At 72.5% G+C, this 17,342-nt stretch carries 15 protein-coding genes; 9 read left to right on the top strand and 6 right to left on the bottom strand.

Features of this window, described 5'->3' with window-relative positions; all coding sequences use genetic code 11:
• Window positions 1–280 precede the first annotated feature (280 nt).
• Window positions 281–1,189, bottom strand: coding sequence for a 4-hydroxy-tetrahydrodipicolinate synthase (gene dapA, locus ACOJVX_RS12320; RefSeq protein ID WP_418153340.1), 909 nt, complete (start codon window positions 1,187–1,189; stop codon window positions 281–283).
• A gap of 72 nt (window positions 1,190–1,261) precedes the next feature.
• On the opposite strand from dapA, the gene ACOJVX_RS12315 reads away from it, so the two are divergent.
• Window positions 1,262–2,173: a LysR family transcriptional regulator gene (locus tag ACOJVX_RS12315; protein ID WP_422647545.1), complete on the top strand. Its 912-nt coding sequence runs from the start codon at window positions 1,262–1,264 to the stop codon at window positions 2,171–2,173.
• A gap of 709 nt (window positions 2,174–2,882) precedes the next feature.
• Here the strand turns inward: ACOJVX_RS12315 and ACOJVX_RS12310 are convergent.
• Complete coding sequence (locus ACOJVX_RS12310) at window positions 2,883–4,454, bottom strand: alpha/beta hydrolase (RefSeq protein WP_418153338.1); 1,572 nt, start codon at window positions 4,452–4,454, stop codon at window positions 2,883–2,885.
• A gap of 169 nt (window positions 4,455–4,623) precedes the next feature.
• The gene (locus ACOJVX_RS12305; protein WP_035292915.1) at window positions 4,624–4,863 is read right to left on the bottom strand and encodes a hypothetical protein; all 240 of its coding nucleotides are present in this window, start codon (window positions 4,861–4,863) and stop codon (window positions 4,624–4,626) included.
• A 1,206-nt stretch (window positions 4,864–6,069) separates the two neighbouring features.
• Between ACOJVX_RS12305 and ACOJVX_RS12300 the strand changes: the two genes are divergently transcribed.
• The 4 genes from ACOJVX_RS12300 to ACOJVX_RS12285 all read left to right on the top strand — a co-directional run bounded on the left by ACOJVX_RS12300 (window position 6,070) and on the right by ACOJVX_RS12285 (window position 9,222).
• Entirely contained in the window at window positions 6,070–6,606 is a 537-nt protein-coding gene (locus ACOJVX_RS12300) for an EF-hand domain-containing protein (protein ID WP_418153337.1), read from the top strand.
• Window positions 6,607–6,723: 117 nt separating this feature from the next.
• Window positions 6,724–7,722, top strand: a complete 999-nt coding sequence (locus ACOJVX_RS12295) for an isocitrate/isopropylmalate family dehydrogenase (protein ID WP_211215373.1) — start codon at window positions 6,724–6,726, stop codon at window positions 7,720–7,722.
• Window positions 7,719–8,447 (top strand): isochorismatase family cysteine hydrolase, encoded by a 729-nt coding sequence (locus ACOJVX_RS12290; RefSeq protein WP_418153336.1) that lies wholly within the window; start codon window positions 7,719–7,721, stop codon window positions 8,445–8,447. The genes ACOJVX_RS12295 and ACOJVX_RS12290 overlap by 4 nt, the downstream gene beginning before the upstream one ends.
• The gene (locus ACOJVX_RS12285) at window positions 8,332–9,222 is read left to right on the top strand and encodes a class I SAM-dependent methyltransferase (RefSeq protein WP_103056760.1); all 891 of its coding nucleotides are present in this window, start codon (window positions 8,332–8,334) and stop codon (window positions 9,220–9,222) included. Before ACOJVX_RS12290 ends, ACOJVX_RS12285 begins: the two co-directional genes overlap by 116 nt.
• 242 nt (window positions 9,223–9,464) lie before the next feature.
• Here the strand turns inward: ACOJVX_RS12285 and ACOJVX_RS12280 are convergent, their stop codons facing one another.
• On the bottom strand, window positions 9,465–10,994 hold the full coding sequence (locus tag ACOJVX_RS12280) for a carboxylesterase/lipase family protein (RefSeq protein ID WP_422647544.1): 1,530 nt from the start codon (window positions 10,992–10,994) through the stop codon (window positions 9,465–9,467).
• A 382-nt stretch (window positions 10,995–11,376) separates the two neighbouring features.
• On the opposite strand from ACOJVX_RS12280, the gene ACOJVX_RS12275 reads away from it, so the two are divergent.
• Window positions 11,377–11,925: a hypothetical protein gene (locus tag ACOJVX_RS12275; protein WP_157163196.1), complete on the top strand. Its 549-nt coding sequence runs from the start codon at window positions 11,377–11,379 to the stop codon at window positions 11,923–11,925.
• Between the two features lie 162 nt (window positions 11,926–12,087).
• Here the strand turns inward: ACOJVX_RS12275 and ACOJVX_RS12270 are convergent, their stop codons facing one another.
• Window positions 12,088–12,666 (bottom strand): AAA family ATPase, encoded by a 579-nt coding sequence (locus tag ACOJVX_RS12270; RefSeq protein ID WP_016700830.1) that lies wholly within the window; start codon window positions 12,664–12,666, stop codon window positions 12,088–12,090.
• 218 nt (window positions 12,667–12,884) lie between these two features.
• On the opposite strand from ACOJVX_RS12270, the gene ACOJVX_RS12265 reads away from it, so the two are divergent.
• From ACOJVX_RS12265 to ACOJVX_RS12255, 3 genes are all read left to right on the top strand, one after another.
• On the top strand, window positions 12,885–13,574 hold the full coding sequence (locus ACOJVX_RS12265) for a TetR family transcriptional regulator (protein ID WP_156038577.1): 690 nt from the start codon (window positions 12,885–12,887) through the stop codon (window positions 13,572–13,574).
• Complete coding sequence (locus tag ACOJVX_RS12260) at window positions 13,571–15,070, top strand: FAD-dependent monooxygenase (RefSeq protein WP_030227500.1); 1,500 nt, start codon at window positions 13,571–13,573, stop codon at window positions 15,068–15,070. The genes ACOJVX_RS12265 and ACOJVX_RS12260 overlap by 4 nt, the downstream gene beginning before the upstream one ends.
• A gap of 76 nt (window positions 15,071–15,146) precedes the next feature.
• Window positions 15,147–15,797 (top strand): class I SAM-dependent methyltransferase, encoded by a 651-nt coding sequence (locus ACOJVX_RS12255; protein ID WP_016700827.1) that lies wholly within the window; start codon window positions 15,147–15,149, stop codon window positions 15,795–15,797.
• Between the two features lie 44 nt (window positions 15,798–15,841).
• On the opposite strand, the gene ACOJVX_RS12250 is transcribed toward ACOJVX_RS12255, so the two are convergent.
• The gene (locus ACOJVX_RS12250) at window positions 15,842–16,894 is read right to left on the bottom strand and encodes an NAD(P)/FAD-dependent oxidoreductase (RefSeq protein WP_030106717.1); all 1,053 of its coding nucleotides are present in this window, start codon (window positions 16,892–16,894) and stop codon (window positions 15,842–15,844) included.
• Between the last annotated feature and the right edge of the window lie 448 nt (window positions 16,895–17,342).

Here is a 17,342-nt window from a genome sequence, read left to right as displayed (position 1 = left end):
TCGCGGGTGTCGGGCGCTCGGGTTCGTGGCCCTCGGCCGCCCGCTGGCGGACGGTGCTGTTCGGGGTGTTCGCGGGCGGCGCACCGGGCGGCGCCGTCCTGCCCGTGCGCTCCCCCAGCGCACGGCCACGCCCGCCCTGGCCGGGGCACGGGGAGCTGGCGGGTGTCATCCGAACCAGGGGCCGGCAGCGGTGGGTGGCAGCGGGCACCCAGCCGTGGCGGAGAACGGGCTGATCCGCAGGGCCGCTGCGCAGAAGCGTGGGCAGCGGGTGACGTGGTGGTCAGGCCGGGAGCGCGACCGCCGCCAACGCGGCGCGCAGCCGTTGGAGGTCGGCGGGCGGTGAGGGGAGCAACGGACGGCGCACCGTGGCGTGCGGGATCACCCCGAGCTCGACGAGCGCGGCCTTGGCCATGATCGCGCCCTGCGAGGTGCGCATCACCGCGTCCGCGAGGGGGATCAGCCCGGACTGGAGCTCCCGCGCACGGGTGAGGTCTCCGGTGTGGACGGCTCCTAGGAGCTCGGCGTTGCGGCCGGCCGCGACATTGCCCACCACGCTGACCACACCCACCGCCCCGCACGCGAGGTAGGGCAGGTTCAGTTCGTCGATGCCGCAGTAGTAGGCCAGCGACGTACCGGCCATGACGGTCATCGCCTCGAACAGGTCCCCCTTGGCGTCCTTGACCGCGCGGATCAGGGGGTGGCCGGCGAGTTCCACCAGCGTCGCGGCTTCCAGCGCGGTCCCGGTGCGCGCGGGGACGTCGTAGAGCATCACCGGGAGGCCGGTGGCCTCGGCGACCTCCGTGCAGTGGGCGACGACCCCGGCCTGCGTCGGCCTGGAGTAGTAGGGGCAGACGAGCAGCAGCGCGTCGGCTCCGGCGGCTTCTGCCTGCCGTGCCTGGCGCACGCTGGCGGCGGTGTCGTGGGTGCCGACCCCGGCGATCACCCGAGCCCGGCTCCCGGTCCGGGCGGCCGCGGTCCGCACCAGCCAGGCGGTCTCCGCGTCGGTGAGGGTGGGGGCCTCACCGGTGGTCCCGCCGACGACGATCCCGTCGCACCCGTTGTCCACCAGGTGGTCGACCAGCGTGAGGAGAGCGGGTTCGCTGATCGCCCCGTCGGGGCGCATCGGCGTCACCATCGCGACGAGGTTCGTGCCGAACACGAGGTGGGCGGGGATCGACGGGTCGGTCATGCCTCGATCCTGTCGATGCCCATACCTGCGGTCCAGCGAGGGTTTCTTGCCGGTACCGCGTAGCATCCCTTCGTGATCGACGTCGTTGGCCTGCGGGCGCTGCGGTCGGTGGCCGCTCTCGGCAGCCTGGTGCGCGCGGCCGACCAGCTCGGGTTCACGGCCTCCGCGGTTTCCCAGCAGATCAAGCGGTTGGAACGCCAGCTCGGGGTCCCCGTGCTCTCCCCGGCTGGCCGAGGGGTGGTGCTCACGCCGGCCGGGCAGGCCCTCGTCGACCGCGCACCCGAGGTGTTCCAGGCGCTGGAACGGTGCGCCGACGCCGCCCAGTCGGTGGCGGACGGCGCTCCACGCGGGGTGATCCGGGTGGTCGCCTTCTCCACCGCCGTTCGAGGACTGCTCGCCCCCGCCCTCCCCCGTCTGTCGTCGAACTGCCCCGACCTCCGGCCGAGGATCACCGAACAGGACCCCGAGGAGGCCCTGCACAGCGTCGACGCCGGTACGGCCGATCTCGCCCTGGTCCACGACGCCGACGGGTTGCCGACCGCGCTGCCGCCCTCCCTCGTCCAGCGCCACGTCCACACCGACGTCGGCGACGTCGTCATGCACCGGACGCACCCGCTCGCGCGGTGCGACGCGCCCCTCGCGGAGACCGACCTGGCGAGCCACAGCTGGGTGACGAGCCCGCCCGGCACCGTCTGCCACCAGTGGTTCCGGCGGCTGTTCGCCCAGGCACCCGAGGAGCCCGACGTGCGGCACCTGATCGACGACTTCGCCACCCAGCTGTCCCTGGTCTCATCCGGTGAGGTCGTCGCGCTGGTCCCTCGTCTGGCCCGCCCTCCGCTGGGGGCGGAGCTGGTAGCCCGCCCGCTGCTGCGGCAACCGAAGCGTGAGGTCCATGCGGCGTGGCGGCGCAGCGCCGACACCAGCCCGGCGATCCGCGCGCTGCTCGCCGAACTGGGGTTTCCGGGTTCGGGCCGGCCACGGTAGTTGGATGTCGAATCGGGTGGGCACGGTCAGGCCGCCCCGGCGGTGTGGTGTTCCGCGTTCGTGAGGAAGCCGGCCTGGCACCTCTCGCTCGTTCACATCCACTGCCCGCGCCCCCCTCCACTGAGGTCGATGTTCCTCACGGGGCCACCGGTCGACCACCGTGGTGTCGTCAGAGCAGGACGGAACGAGGGCGTCCGGTCACGGCGGACAACCGACGCCTGACCGGGGGTGGGTGGGTGGTGTCGACGGTTCGCGAGGAGGCGCGGGCGGACGATTGGGGGATTGGTTCGTTCGGGACTGAAGGCACGGAACGTGTCATCGTGTGTGGGCTCAGGGCCTGCCTCGGTACGGACTGGTTCTCCGCGAGTCCGTACCGCCCGGCAGTCCGATCACACTGGCGATCGGTCCCGAGGCGGTGTCGGAAACCCGAGCGGGGAACCGCTCCGCGCCCCGTGGCGACGTGCCACGAGAAACGGAGCGGCGCCCGTTCCGGCGGCCCACTCCCCCTCGGCGGGGCGAGGACCTCCGCCCTGAGCTCACGACGTCCTTCCCGGATGCGACCTGGAGCCGATCCTCGGACCGGCGCCAGCACGTGGGGACCTCCGGCGTCAGTGCCGCGCGGCGGTTCGGGTGCGGCGCTCGCCGTCCCAGGGTCCGACCAGGCGGGTCACGGCCGGAAGACCCCGTTCCCGCCCGCCGCGCACCCGCGTCACAGGGAGCAGGTGGCGCCTTCCGCTGGCACCTGGAGGTTGATCAGGTACTCGGCGGCGATCTCGTCGACGCAGGAATTCGTTCCCAGGTTGACGATGCCGTGCCCCTCCCCTTCGACGGTGAGCAGCGCGCTGCCGAGGCTGTCGGCGAGCACCTGGGCTCCGGCGTGGGGCGTGGTCGGGTCGCCGGTGATGGAGACGACGAGGGTGTCGGGCAGCCCCTCGATGTCCTGGGCGTAGGGGAACCCGAGGTTCGGTTCGGCGGGCCAGTGCTCACAGGTGTCGCGGGCTCCGCCGGTGACGTCGACGCCGGGGTCCATGAAGGGCGCGGCCTCGTGGATCGCGGTGCGCAGCCGTCCACCTTCCTCCGGGGTGAGCCGGTCCTCGTCCAGGCAGTTGATGGCGTAGTTGGCCTCGGCGAAGTTCGTCCAGCGGCCCTCCGGGTCGCGGCCGCCGAAGTCGTGGTTCATCTGGAGCAGCTCGTCGCCCCGTCCGTCCTCGATCTCGGCGATTCCCGCGATGATCCGGGGCCACGCGTCCTCGGTGTAGAGGCCGGTGATGACGCCTCCGATGGCCTCGTCGAAGCCGAGTTCCGCGTCGAGCGCGGGCACGGGGTCGTCGTACAACGGCTGGACGAGGTCCTGGAACACCTCGGTGGCTCGGTCCGGGTCGGGACCGAGCGGGCAGTCCTCCCGCTCGGCGCAGCGCGCGGCCATGCGGTCGAAGGCGGCCTGGAATCCGGCGTAGGCGCTGACCCGCCGTTCGACGGTGCCCTGTGTGGGGTCACCGGCGCCGTCCAGCAGCATGGCCCGCACGTTCTGGGGGAACTGTTCGGCGTACACCGCGCCGAGGCGGGTTCCGTAGCTCTGCCCCAGGAAGGTGAGTTCGTCGTCGCCGAGGACGGCGCGCAGCACGTCGATGTCGCGGGCCGCGTCCCGGGTGCCGACGTGGGCGAGGACGTCGAGCCCCCCGGAGCCTTCCGCGCACCGCTCGACCAGCCGTCGGGTGTCCTCCTCGGTGAACTGGGCCGTCGTGCCCTGCGCGGTGAGGGGGACCGCGCCGCGGTCGGCCTCCTCGTCGGAGTAGCAGTCGATCGCGGGGGTCGAGGCGCCCACGCCACGCGGGTCGAGGCCCACCAGGTCGAACCGTTCGGTCAACGGGCTGTCCTTGAGCGTCAGCGCCGCGAAGGCGGCGCCGAACAGTCCCGATCCGCCTGGCCCGCCGGGGTTGGTCACCAGTGAGCCCACCGCGTCGCCGGAGGCGGGCAGCCGTAGGACGGCGACGTGGATGGTCCGGCCGCCGGGTTCGTCGTAGTCCAGCGGCACCTCGAGGCGCGCGCACTCCAACCCGTCGCTGAGGGCGTAGACGCTGGACTCGGTGGAGGTCGTCGCGTACTCGTCGCACTCCTCCCAGGCGAGTTCCTGGTCGTGGAACGCCTCAGGACCGGAGGGTGTTGGCGAGGTGGGAGGGGCGGACGGTTCGGATTCCGGGGCGACGCAGCCGGCGAGTGGCACGAGTAGCGCGGTCGTCGCGACGCCGACCCTCGCGCGGGCGGAGGAGCGTGGGTGCAAGGGGATCCTTTCCTCGGTCGACGGCGCGTGGCGCGTCGAGGTGGGGTGTTCCTGGCCGTGGACGCGGGGACCGGGGGCGGCTGCCGGTGCGCTCGCGGCGGCGGACGCCTCAGCGTGCGGTGCGTGCTTCGGCCCGGTTGGACTGGCGCGGGTGGGCGCGCCACCCGCATCACGCTGGCGTGGTCGCCGTACCCGCCGCCGGGGTGGGCTGGACGGGATCAGGTCGTGGCGCGTGTGACGAGGACGACGATCTCGATGGCCTGACCGGCCCCGAAGCTGGGGGCAGCGTGCTCACCGCCTCCCGGCCCTGCCGGCCCAGGTCGTTGAGGTCACGTTCGATGCGTTCGTAGTCGAAGCCCTTCATGCTGAGCGGGTAGGAGCGGGTCCGGTACGCCCGGAGCCGGGTCATCGCGTGTCCTCCATCGGTTCTGGGAGCGAGCCGGCGGTGCGCGCTCCTGGTGGGTGGTGGACCGGCAGGTGAGCACGGGCGTCCTGGGCGTCGGGTCCCGTCGGACGGCCGGGCCGCCGGTGGGCGGGATGGTGCCTTGCCGCGGGGATGTCGAGGCCAGGCGTGGTGACGGGGCGAGGTCGCCGCGCTCCTCCGGTCGCCCCGGCGCGGCTGGTCAGGCCCCGGGGCTGGAGGTCGGCCCACGGGGTGGACGTCGTTGGTCCGGGCGGTCGATGGGCGTGAACGCCGGGGCCGGCCGGGGCGGCCGGTGACGGGGACTGGCCCCTTCACGGGGTTTCCGGTCCCGGGGCCGGTGCCGGACGCGTGCGACAGGTGCCCGCGTCGGCGGGCGTCACGTCCCCGCCCGCGTCGCGGGAGCGTTGTCCTGCCGTCGGGCGGGCGCGGACAACGGGGCCCGCTGGTGCGCGGCGACGGGTGTCGTGCGCCCGGGCAGCCGGTCCCACCGTCGTGGCCGACCGGTGCTCGTGGGCCGGAGGCGGCGGCTCCCCGTGGGTGGTCGCGTCGTACGGCGCGTGGTGGTAGTCATGCCCCCATCCCAGCCGTCGGGCCGCTCCCCCGGCAGTGTGGCCGCGTCATGATCTGGCCGTGACATCTCGAGGGTCGAGGCGTGACGTGATGTCACTGGTGGGTGGCACGGAGCTCGACTCGCCCCAGGCCATCAGTGTCATCCGGGCCGGCTGACCCCGTCACCGCGCGGCTGGCCACCCCGCTCCACCTCGGGTCGCGCCGCTCAGCGGTCCGGGGCGGCGCGATGCCAGCGTGCGCCAGCCAAGCTCCCGGCGTCGCCGCTGCGGAACGGCGGTCGACCAACCCCGGGCCGATCACGTTGCGTGACGTCGAGTACTCGTGGTCCACCGCCGCGCCCCCGGGTGGACCAGCCCACCTCGCCGGAGGACCCGAACCGAGCCGGGCACCGGGCGGCAGGCCACACCCGACCGGCCGTGGGATCCGGCATTCAGGCGTTTCTCCGCCTTCCCACCGTTTTCACCCTTCAGTGTGGTGTCCATTCTTTCACTACTCGCGGTGGTCCTTTTCTGGAATAGTCGTCCCCGTCGCCGAGGAGCACCAGATCCGCAATCGCGGCGAAGTTTCGGGTTTCTCGTTCCCCTTCCGCGGTGGGCGAGACCGAGGAAAGGTGACCGTTCGATGCGGAAAGAAGCGGTGAGCCGGATCAGGCTCGTCTTCGACCTGCTCGACACCAATGGTGACGGCCATGTGGAGTCCGGTGACTTCGAGCTCATGGCCGACCGGGTCGTCCAGGCCTCTCCTGACATCAGTGACGCGGCCGGTGAGAGGCTGCGATCGACCTTCCACGGGTTCTGGCGCGCGCTGGTCACCGAGCTGGACAGCGACGGCGACGGCAGGGTGAGCTTCGACGAGTACGCGGCATGCGTGCTGTCACCGGACCGTTTCCACGCTCCCATCAGCGCCTTCGCGGCGGCGCTCGCCGGCCTTGGTGACCGCGACCAGGACGGGCTGGTCACACGTCCCGACTTCGTCGCGCTCATGCGGGCCATCGGATTCGAGGAGGGCAGGATCAACGCCCTCTTCGACGACCTCCAGCCCACGGTTTCGGACCGGATACCGGCGGCGACGTGGGTGGAGGCCGTCATCGATTTCTACAGCCCGACCAGGAGCGGTGTCGCGGGCGACCGCCTCGTCGGCGACACCGCCGCGCCCTGATCCGTGGAACGGAACGGAGATATTCCCATGACTCCAGTGGTCGGACTCGCCGTCGGGCGGGGAACGGGCCCAGAACTGGCGTCCGCATTCGAGCGCGTACTCCTCACGCTCGCCGAGATGAATTCGGTTGGCGTGCGCATCGAACGGTCGCCGCGCCGCTACCATTCCTATGTCTCCCTCCGCGATGAGGGCGATGCCGAGCGGATCCGCGGGCTCACGCACGAGGACGCGGAGCACTACGAGGAGTTCTGCCGCACCCAGGCCCAGCTCGGAACCAGGGTGATCTTCCGGACGGCGATCAACGCCCAGTCGCTGTACCTGGTCCGGCAACGGTTGCACGCGGTCAAGGTCGACCTCATCGCGGACCAGGGCACCTCCCTGTTGCTGGTCCGGGACCAGACACAGGGTTTCTACAGCGGCGAGAACACCCACACCCCGGGCGCCGTCCAGCGGACGATGACCTTCAGCAAGGAGACCACGGAGACGATCATCAGGTTCGCCCTGCGGCGCGCACGCCGGCAGTGGCCCGACGAATCGGCCGATCGCATCGTCATGGCGTACAAGTTCCACCTGCTCGACGGCGCGCTCGGTGAGTGGGTCGCCGAGATCGCGGGGCGGCTCGGCGTGGACATCGGGTTGTTCCAGCCGGACACCGTGAACCGGAACCTGATCGAGCAGGGGTTGCCGGGGCGCACGCTGGTCATCGCCGGGAACGAGTGGGCAGACATCATGCACGTCGTCCTGCTGGACCGCTTCGGCTTCGAACGGCAGGAGAACCGGTGCACCGAGAACGTCTACCTGCACCCCGACGTCGAGGGGTTGGTGGAGTACCAGACGGTGCACGGTTCGGCCGATGACCTGGCTGGGCGGGACAGGGTGAATCCGGTCGCCACGATCCGGGCGGCCTCGGCGATCGCCGAGGAGCACGTCGGCTGCCAGGGCGCGGTGGCGGCGGTGGACGGGGCGCTGGCGGCGCTGCTGGACAGGGGCGTGAGCACGCCCGACCTCGGTGGTCGGCACTCGACGACGGAGGTGGTGGACGCACTGCTCGAGGAGCTCGGCGCGCGGGGGGCCGCCGGTTCGTCCCCGTTGGCGGCCGTGGCGGCCGAGGAATGACCTCCTCGGCCGGCACCGCGCTGGTCGTCATGGACATGCAGAACGACTTCTGCGTCGGCCCGGGCGTGGAGTCGCGGTTCGGTGGGAGGCTCGACGTCCTCAGCGCCGCGATCACGGGCACCGTCCGGGCGGTGGCGGCCGCGAGGGCGCGCGGAACGGAGGTCGTCTTCGTGCGCCTCCACGGCGACGTGGCGTTCCAGGGGCCGAGTTGGCGCCGGAGGAATCTGCTGCTGGACAAGCCGACCAAGTGTCGGGCAGGCTCCTGGGGAGCGGATTTCCACGCGGTCTCACCGGAACCGGCGGACCGTGTCTTCACCAAACGAGCCTGTTTCGACGCCTTCCTCAGTGACGGGTTCGCCGACCACCTCGCTCGTCAGGGGACCGAGCACCTGGTGTTCGTCGGACTCTACGCCGACGTGTGCGTGGACTCCACCGCGCGGACGGCGTTCCAGCGCGGTCTCCACGTCACCGTGCTGACGGACTGCACCACCAGCCTGCACCTGCCGGACGAGACGACCTTCCGGTTCATGAGAACCGTCTACGGGGCGCGCACCACCTCCCACGACAGGCCGGAGGTGTGGTCGCTCCCCTTGAGCGAAGTGAGGACACGTGACCAGCACCCAACAGCCGGGTACGGGCGTGGAGAGCGGAGTCGGTCTGACGGCCTTCATGGTCGCGGCGGCACGGGCGATGGAGACCCACCGCACCGACTCGTTGGCGAGTGACCCCTACGCGGAGCACTTCGTCCGGGCCGCCCCGGCCTGCGCGGACTGGCCGCTGCGCATCGAACACGCGCCCGGGGGTGACGCCAACCCGCTGTGGGGGCGGCTCGGCCGGTACTTCGGCCTGCGGACCAGGGTTCTCGACGACTTCGTCGCGCGGGCGCTCGGTTCGGGTACCCGGCAGGCGGTCCTGCTCGGCGCTGGCCTGGACTCGCGGGCGTTCCGGCTGGACTGGCCCACGGGGTGCGTGGTGTTCGAGCTCGACCAGCCGACGGTCCTGGGGTTCAAGCAGGATGTGCTGGACGGGATCGGAGCCACCCCGAGGGCGTCCAGAAGACCCCTGGGTTGTGATCTGCGGGATGACTGGGCGCCCATGCTGCTCGACGCGGGTTTCGACCCCGCCCTGCCCACGGTCTGGTTGGCCGAGGGGCTGTTGCTCTACATCCCGGCCGACGGCGAAGGGAGGCTCATCGAGACCATCGACCGGCTGAGCGCACCGGGGAGCGCCCTGGCCTTCGAGATCAAGCGGGGAACGGAGCTCCCGGAGGTCCGTGAGAGCGCCATCTACACCTCGACGAGGCACCAGATCGGTGTCGACCTGGTCGGCCTGTTCGAGATGGAACGGAAACCCGACTCGGCCGGTCACCTGCTGGCGACCGGCTGGTCGGTGGACGTCACGACCCCGTTCGACTTCACCCGCCGACTGGGTCGCGGGCCGCTGCCCGAAGCGCGGGACGCGCTGGCGAGCAACAGGTGGGTCTTCGGGAGCCGGGGCTGAGCACCGCTCCCGCCCGACTCGTCGTCCGGCCACCGGCACGGTCCGAGGTGGCGGAGGGCGGGCCGGATCCTCGGTGGCCTCGCCGTGCGGCCGCACGGCGAGGCGCGACCGTTCCCCGGGAGTCGTCGTTGCGCCGCCGCGGACCCGGGGCTTCGGCGTGCCCCTCCCGCTGCTCCACGTGACGGCGCACGTGGTCCGACCACCCGGGCTCACCGGTCGTTCCCGGTCCTGAGGTGGGTGGGTCAGGTCAGGTCCACGCCCGCCCAGGTAGCTCGGATCGGCGAGGGGTCGTCGCGCACCACCGGGTCGGCGTCGAAGCACATGGTGGTTCGACGTGCCGGTTCGTAACGTGGCCAGGGCACCTCACCCGTGGCGGCGAACCGGACCCAGGTCGAGTGCATGAGGTCCGCGAGCGGCTGGGGCGGGTTCGGGCCGGTGACCCACCGCATCACGGGGTCGTCCAGGAGGTCGAAGACGAACGGGATCTCCAGGAAGTGGCAGGCTCCGAGGTGGCCGTCGAACTGGGGCGAACGCCAGGTGAACTCGTACATGTGGGTGCGGGCGGCCGCGTCGGCTCGTGCTTCGGCGAGCCGGATCGCCGGTATCCGGTAGAACCAGTCCCCCTGGAGGATCGCGAGGAGCTCGCCGGGGGTCGCGTCGGGGTACGCGGTCCGGTAGTCGGTGGCGGCGCTGTCGGGTAGCCGGTAGAGCCGCAGCGCGTCGAGGAACGCGGCGTCGGTGACCGAGTCGAGCCCGGCGAAGGGCACCAACGAGAGGCGTCCCTCCTCGGCGTTCTGCCCGATGAGGACGTCCACGTCACTTCCCGCTCCCGACGCGATCGCCTCGAGGGGAACGCGGGGAAGGGTCACGCCGTCGACCGTCGGCCGCCACATGTTGACCCGTGCCCCGGGTTCGGCACCCCACCGCTGGGGGTCGGGCGTGCGGGCGAGGTCCCCTGCCACGGACAGCTGGGCGGCGAGGAGGCGATCCACTCCGGCCTCGGCGACGGCTTCGCGGGTGGGGGCGACCCCGAGCATGTCGGCGACGCGGTGACCGATCTCCCGACCGGTGTCGAGGGAGTAGCAGAGGTTACCGGCTCCGCTCTGCATGATGGCGCGGCGGAACAGTCCCCTGGCGTTGGGCATCGTGAGCAGGGTGCCGACGCTCATCGCTCCGGAGGACTGCCCGAAGACGGTGACGTTGTCCGGGTCGCCGCCGAAGGCGGCGATGTTGTCGTGCACCCATTCCAGGGCGGCGATCTGGTCGAGCAGCCCGACGTTGGCGATGTCGTCGTCGAGGACGAGGAAGCCCTCCGCGCCGAGCCGGTAGTTGATGGCCACCAGCACGACTCCGTCGCGGGCGAAGCGGCTCCCGTCGTAGATGACGTTGTTGCCGGTGTCGAAGCCCCCACCGGGGATCCACACCATGACTGGTTGCCGGGCGTCCCCGGGTTGGCTGGTCCAGACGTTGACGTTGAGGTAGTCGGCGCCGGCGACGGTGGGGAGGAACGCGTCGAGGGGCGGCGGCGTCGGGAGTTGTGGAGGTGTGGGGCCGTCGGCACCAGCGTCACGCACTCCGGCCCAGGGCGGCGCCGGGTTCGGTGGCAGGAATCGGTTCGGGCCGCTGGGTGCGGCGGCGTAGGGGATCCCGAGGAAGCGGTGCACGCCGTTCTCGTTCCTGCCGCGCACCCTGCCGGCCCGCGTCGTGACCACGGCCCCCTCGGAGGAGGAGTCCTGGTCGGTGCCGCTCGGCGGGTGGTGCCGATCTCTCACGTGCTGTCCTCTCGGTGTGGGGCGACGGCGGGCCGGGGCGTGCCGTCCTGGCCCACGGCCATCGTCGCACCGCGTTGGGGACCGGTCGACCAGTGTTCTACCGGGGCCGAATGGCGGGTCGGCGCCCTCCGTTCGGACGAACGCGCGGGGTTCACCCGAGGTCGATGTCAGCTCCTCGCCCAGGGACCGATGTGTACACCGCCACGGGTCCGGGTAGCCCGGACACGGTTCGCCCGACGAGCGCGTGGATGGTGTCGCGACCACGAGGCACAAACACAACCCTATGGTTGGTAAATGTCCAACGGATCTTTCTCCGCGACAACCTTGCCCTTCCAGGTGCGTCTGGATGGGTGAAGGGACACGACAGACAGGAGGACCTGCGATGATGCGACGTCCTGGTGTGCTCATTCCCGCCGTCCTCGCCTTCGGCGGGGTGTTCCTGGTCGGGTGCGGGGAGGGCTCCGGCGACCAGGAGCCGACCAGTCCCGGCGACGGCGTCGACGCGACGACCGGGTCCGGGCTGGACGAACCGACGACGGACCCGGGCCTCGGGGCGCCGACGTCGGGGTCGGCCACCTCCGGGGCGGGAACCGCCGACCCGGGGGCGGGCGGAGCGGCCGACGATGGCGCGACGTCGGCGACCGACGACCTGGAACGGGTGGACTGCGGCGAGATCGAGACCGACACCGGCGCGCACCGGCTGATCGCCATGCCCACGGTCGGCGGCCGGGTGGGCTGCACCGAGGCGTTCAACGTGATCGACGAGTTCCTCTCGCTGCCGGACGAGGAGAAGGCCGAGGCGGCCCTCGGGAACGTGGACGTCTCCCACGGCTGGTCGTGCACCGTCGACGACGGTGAGACGGCCGGGATCGCCTGCGTCAAGGGCTCGGCCGGCGACGACTACGAGTTCGCTTTCCACACCGAACCCTGATCCCCCGCCACGCCCCGTTCCCGCCCGGGTTCGACGAACGCGGCTCGGGCGCGGGCGACCGCGCGGACGGCGTGGGGCGGGTGGCCCCGGCGGCGCGGGACGGAGCGGCCCCCGGGGCCACCCCACGGCCGGGTCACCCGCCGGGTACGGGTGGTCCGGAGGTCAGCCGTTCGTCTCCTCGACGAGCCACCGGTCGGCGGCACGTCCGGAGGTCAGCCGGACGACGCGCACCCCGCTCCTCCGCAGGGCCGCGAGCCTCCCCGGCAGTTCCGCCTGGTGCGCGCGCTGGGACCGCACCGCCCACACGAGCAGGGAGTGCCGACCGAACAACGCCGACCAGTCCTCGCGGTTGCCCGCCCACAGTTCGGTGCGGTGCCGGATCCGCCGGACGGTGCGGCGCAGGATCCTGGGGAGGATGACGGCCAGGGGCAGGTCCAGCCACACCACGAGGTCGGCCCGGGGCCAGAGGGTGTCGGCGACCCGGTCGATGTAGTTGCCGTCCACGACCCAGGCGGGCCGGTCGCGCAGCTCGGCGATGTCGGCGGCGAACTCCTCGGTGGGGCGGGGAGTCCAGTGGGGACCGTGGTGGAGCGCGTCGAGTTCGACGTGGTCGATCCCGAGTTCCCTCGCGAGCCTGGTCGCCAGGGTGCTCTTGCCGGAACCACTGGTACCGAGCACGACGATCCGCCTCGGGCGTGCCGTCTCCTCGTGCCCCCCGGTGCGTTCGGGACTCTCCGCCATCGGTCCGTTCTCCCCCTCGTCAGCGCAGCCGGCAGCCTAGCGGGTCGGCTCCCTGACCCCGATGGCTCCCACGCACGGGATCTCCGAGCACGCCGGCGGTGAACGGCGGGCCGGTGCTCGGCCCCAGCGAAGCGTCCGATCGATGCGGACACCAGCCCAAAAAATCTTGCCAGTCAGGAAATTTTTCCTCTTCGGCAACTTTTGCTACGGTGTCGTCCGTGAGCACGACCGAAGGCGGGCTGCGGGAACGCAAGAAGCGGGAGACACGCCTCGCACTGAGCCAGGCGACCATTCGCCTGGCCCTGGCACACGGGCTGGAGAACGTGTCGGTGGAGGACATCGCGGCCGAGGCGAACGTCTCGGAACGCACCTTCCGCAACTACTTCTCCAACAAGGCCGAGGCCGTGGTCGCCAACCACGTCGAACGCGGTCGGCGGACCGCGGCGGCCCTGCGGGCACGGCCAGCCGACGAACCGCTCTGGGACGCGCTGGTCCACGCGGTCGTCGAACAGTTCGAGCCCCCAGGAGGGACACCGCCGAGGCCGGACGACGCCTACGCCTCGGCACTGCGCGCGCTGCTCGCCACGCCCGCGGTCCAGCACGAGGTGTTCCGCGCGCACGCCACCTCGCAGCGGGAACTCGCGGCCGCCGTGGCCGAGCGCACCGGCACCGAGCCGGAGGACCTGTACCCGGGCACCGTCGCCGCCGTCGTCGGCGCCGGGCTCGGCTCGGCGCTGACGCACTGGACCCGTGATCCTCGGCAGTCGCTCGTCGCGTTGCTCCGCGAGGTCTTCGACCAGATCCGCACAGGTATGCCGGCGCCCAGCCGGAACCCGCCAGGCCGAACCCTCGGCGCCTCCGCCGAACCCGGTCCGACCGCGCGGCACGAGACGGAGGGAAACCCATGAACGACGTGGTCATCGTTGGCGGCGGCCCCAACGGACTGATGCTCGCCTGCGAGCTCGCCCTCGGAGGCGTCCGCCCGGTGGTGTTGGAACGCCGCACCGAACCGAATCCGGAACCCCGGTCGAACGGGCTCGTCGGGCAGGTCGTCAGGATGGTGGACCGCCGGGGGCTGTTCGAACGGCTCAGCGGCCGGCCCGGCCCGCCACGGGCCCACCGGGGGCACTACGTGTTCGGGGCGTTACCGCTCGACCTGGGCCTGGTGGAGGACAGCCCGCTCCACACCCTCCCGGTGCCGGAACGGGACCTCGTGGGCGTGCTCGAGGACCGCGCCCGCGAATTGGGCGTCGACATCCGCCGGGGGCACGAGTGCACCGGCCTCGTCCAGGACGACGACGGCGTCACCCTCGCCGTCGACGGTCCACGAGGTGCCCACGAACTGCGGGCCAGGTACCTCGTGGGGGCCGACAGCGCGCACAGCGCCGTCCGCGAGGCCGCCGGGATCGGGTTCCCGGGTGTCACCCACGACAGGACCACCACGCGCACGGCGCACGCCACGGTGCCGCCGGAGTGGGTGGACGCGGCGACCGGCGTCCTGACCGTGCCTGGTCACGGTGCCGTCCCGCCGTTCCTGCCCGCCCGCACGGCCCACGGCGGTTTCACCTACGCGCCGCTCCCGGGGCGCCCCCCGCTGATCGCCACCGTCGAGTGGGACGGGCCGGACATCGACGTCCCCATGAGCCTGGAGGAGATGCGGGCCAGCGTGCGCAGGGTGCTGGGTACCGACGTTCCCCTCCAGTCGCCGGCTGGCGAGGGGCCACACCTGCTGCGCCGGCTCCGGGGCGGCAACACCCGCGTCGCGGAGCGGTACCGGGCGGGCCGGGTGTTCCTCGTCGGCGACGCGGCGCACGTCCTCCCCGCCGGCGGCACGGGGCTGAACCTGGGCCTCCAGGACGCGATCAACCTCGGGTGGAAGCTCGCGGCTCGGCTCACGGGCGGGGTCGACGTGCTGGACACCTATGACACCGAACGCCGACCGCACGCCGACCGCGCCATCACCTTCTCGCAGGCCCAGGCGGCGTTGCTCGCGCCTGGCGACGACGTCACGGGCCTGCGCCAGGTGTTCGGCGAGCTGCTCACCCAACCTGGCGTCGTCCGGGTCCTCGCCGATCTCGTGGCCGGTTCGGACGTCCGGTACCCGGTGGCGGAAGGAGCCCACCCGTGGGCGGGGTGGGCCGCGCCGGAACTGGACCTGCGCACCTCGCGGGGAACGGTGCGGCTGTCCGAAATGGTCAGGGCAGCGCGTCCCCTGCTGCTGGACCTCACCGAGGGCGGTGAACTGGACGTCGCGGGAGTCGAGGTCGTGCGGGCCAGGGCGGACACCGACGTGACCGCTCTCCTCCTCCGACCGGATTCCTGGGTGGCGTGGGCGTCGAACGAGCCCCGGCCGGACCAGGAGGGCCCGCGGCACGCCGTCGACCAGTGGTTCGCCGCCGGCTGAGCGGGTCGGCCGCGCCGGTCGACGGTGGGCGGCCCCGCCCACGGGCCGACCGGTACCACCTCTACCGTGCTCGGTCGTGACCGACGTCGACTCCCACCTGTCCCGGACCGCCACCGCCTACGACCAGCTGGCCGTGCCCTACGCCGAGTTCGCCCGCGACGCCTTGGCCGGCCTTCCGCTGGATCGCGCGGTGCTCGCCGCCTTCGCCGAACTCGTGCGGACCACGAGCCCGGGCCCGGTGGTCGAGCTGGGTTGCGGCCCCGGGCAGCTGACCGCGCACCTGCGGGAGCTCGGCCTGGACGTCTTCGGCGTCGACCTCTCCCCAGCGATGATCGACATCGCCAGCCGGGCGTATCCCGACCTGCGGTTCGACCTCGGGTCGATGGACCGCCTCGACCTGGCCGACGGGTCGGTGTCCGGCATCGTGTCCTGGTACTCGATCATCCACGCCCCGCCGGAGAGCGTTCCCGGGTACCTGGCCGAATTCGGTCGGGTGCTCGCCACCGGTGGTCACCTCCTCCTCGGCTTCTTCGAGTCGGAGGGCGACCCGGTGACCGCGTTCGACCACAGGGTCGTCACCGCCTACCGCTGGCCGGTCGACGAACTCGCGGAGCTGCTCGACCGGGCGGGCTTCCTGGAGGTGGGTCGGATGACGCGGGAGCCTGGCGAGGGTGAGCGGTTCCGCCGTGGCCATCTCCTGGTGCGGCGTGCCGCCGGGCGGGGGTGACCACCCGGCGGCACGTGCCGGCCCGGTGGACGCCCGGGGCGCCGTCACTCCGGCCCCTCCTGGTGGCGGAACGGAGCCGGGTCGGTCACCGGTCGGCGGTCGAGGACGAGATCGGCGAGCAGGGCGGCGGAACCAGGGCCGAGGATGAAGCCCTCCCCGCCGTGCCCGCAGCAGACGTACAGGTCGTCGTCGATCTCGTCGATGATCGGTCTGCCGGTGGGCGACAGGGGTCGGACGCCGGAGCGGCGGCCGGCCACGGGGATGTCGGCGAGCGCGGGTACCAGGGTGGCGGCGCGGCGCAGGATGCGGCGGTCGAGATCGGCCGGTTCCGCCTGGTCCTCCGCCGTCCAGCTGGCGCCGACGAGAACGACACCGTCGGCGCGCTGGTGGACCAGGAGCCCGACCGCCGTCCCGGTCCTGGCTGGCCCGATGCTGACCTCGCCCAGGATGTGGCCGAGCAGTGGGGCGGTGGGAACCGTGCGCAGGAGGCGACCCCGCGACCCGGTCAGCCGCATGCGGTGCCCGAGCTGGGCGCACAGCTGTCGGGTGCCCAGTCCGGTGGTGAGGACGACGACGCGGTGGAGGCGGCCCGTGCCGTCGGTACCGCGCAACCGCCAGCGTCCGGGCTCGCGGAGGATGTCGACGACCGGGTCGTACTCCGACACGCGCACCCCGAGGGCCACCAGTTCGGCGTGCAGGGCGCGCGTGACCTCACGGGGGTCGATCCGCCTTGCCTCCGGCTGGTGCAGGGCCGCCCGGACGCCGGGGGCCAGCGCGGGTTCCAGGGCGGCGAGCTCGGGTCCGGCCAGGACGGTGCCGGGGCCGTCGAGGAGCGCGGCCGCCTCGGTCGCGGTCTCGGCGAGGACGAGCCGTCCGGTGGTCGTGCCGGGAGAGACCTCGTCGTAGGCGGTCAGGCTCGCCTTCCACAGGCCGGTCAGGGGCGCGGCCGGGGGGACGAGCTGCCCGTGGGCGGCGGCACTGGCACCGTCCCCGATCCCGGCGGCCGTGCGGAGGGTGACGGACAGGCCGGCGCGTGCCAGTTCACGGGCGGCGGAGAGACCGACCACGCCTCCGCCCACGACGACGGCCTCGGTCATGGCGCATCCCGCCGCGAGCGCGCGGATCGACGACGGCGATCCCGGTGCGGAGCCGAGCGGTGCCGGGGTTGCCCGTGCCGGTGGTCACCGCCGGGGGCGTGCCGAGCGGCCCGTGCCGCCGGGGCTCGCGTCGGCTCGCCGACCCCGTCGTCGTCCGGGCGACGCCGGGCGGGCGGTAACGGCGCGGTCGCCTTCCCGGTGACCATGACCGGTGGGGATTCCGGGACGTTGCCGTCGTGGGACGCCGACGCCGGCTGACACCGGGCCGGGAGCGGCGGCGGGAAGTGATCCGGCACGGTTTTCCTCGCCATGCCCCGCCGGAGAACTCGGAACACCGGTACACCGGCATACGGCGCCCCGATTCCCACCGCCCGCATTCGACCTCCCCGGTCGGGACCACCCAGGACTCTGCCACGAGCGGGAGAGCACCGGCAATCCCCCCATTCCC

Source organism: Actinoalloteichus caeruleus (assembly GCF_049311605.1).
Classification (GTDB): domain Bacteria; phylum Actinomycetota; class Actinomycetes; order Mycobacteriales; family Pseudonocardiaceae; genus Actinoalloteichus_B; species Actinoalloteichus_B caeruleus.
Note: the sequence above shows the minus strand (reverse complement) of the source record. Positions and strands in the feature narration are given on the sequence as shown.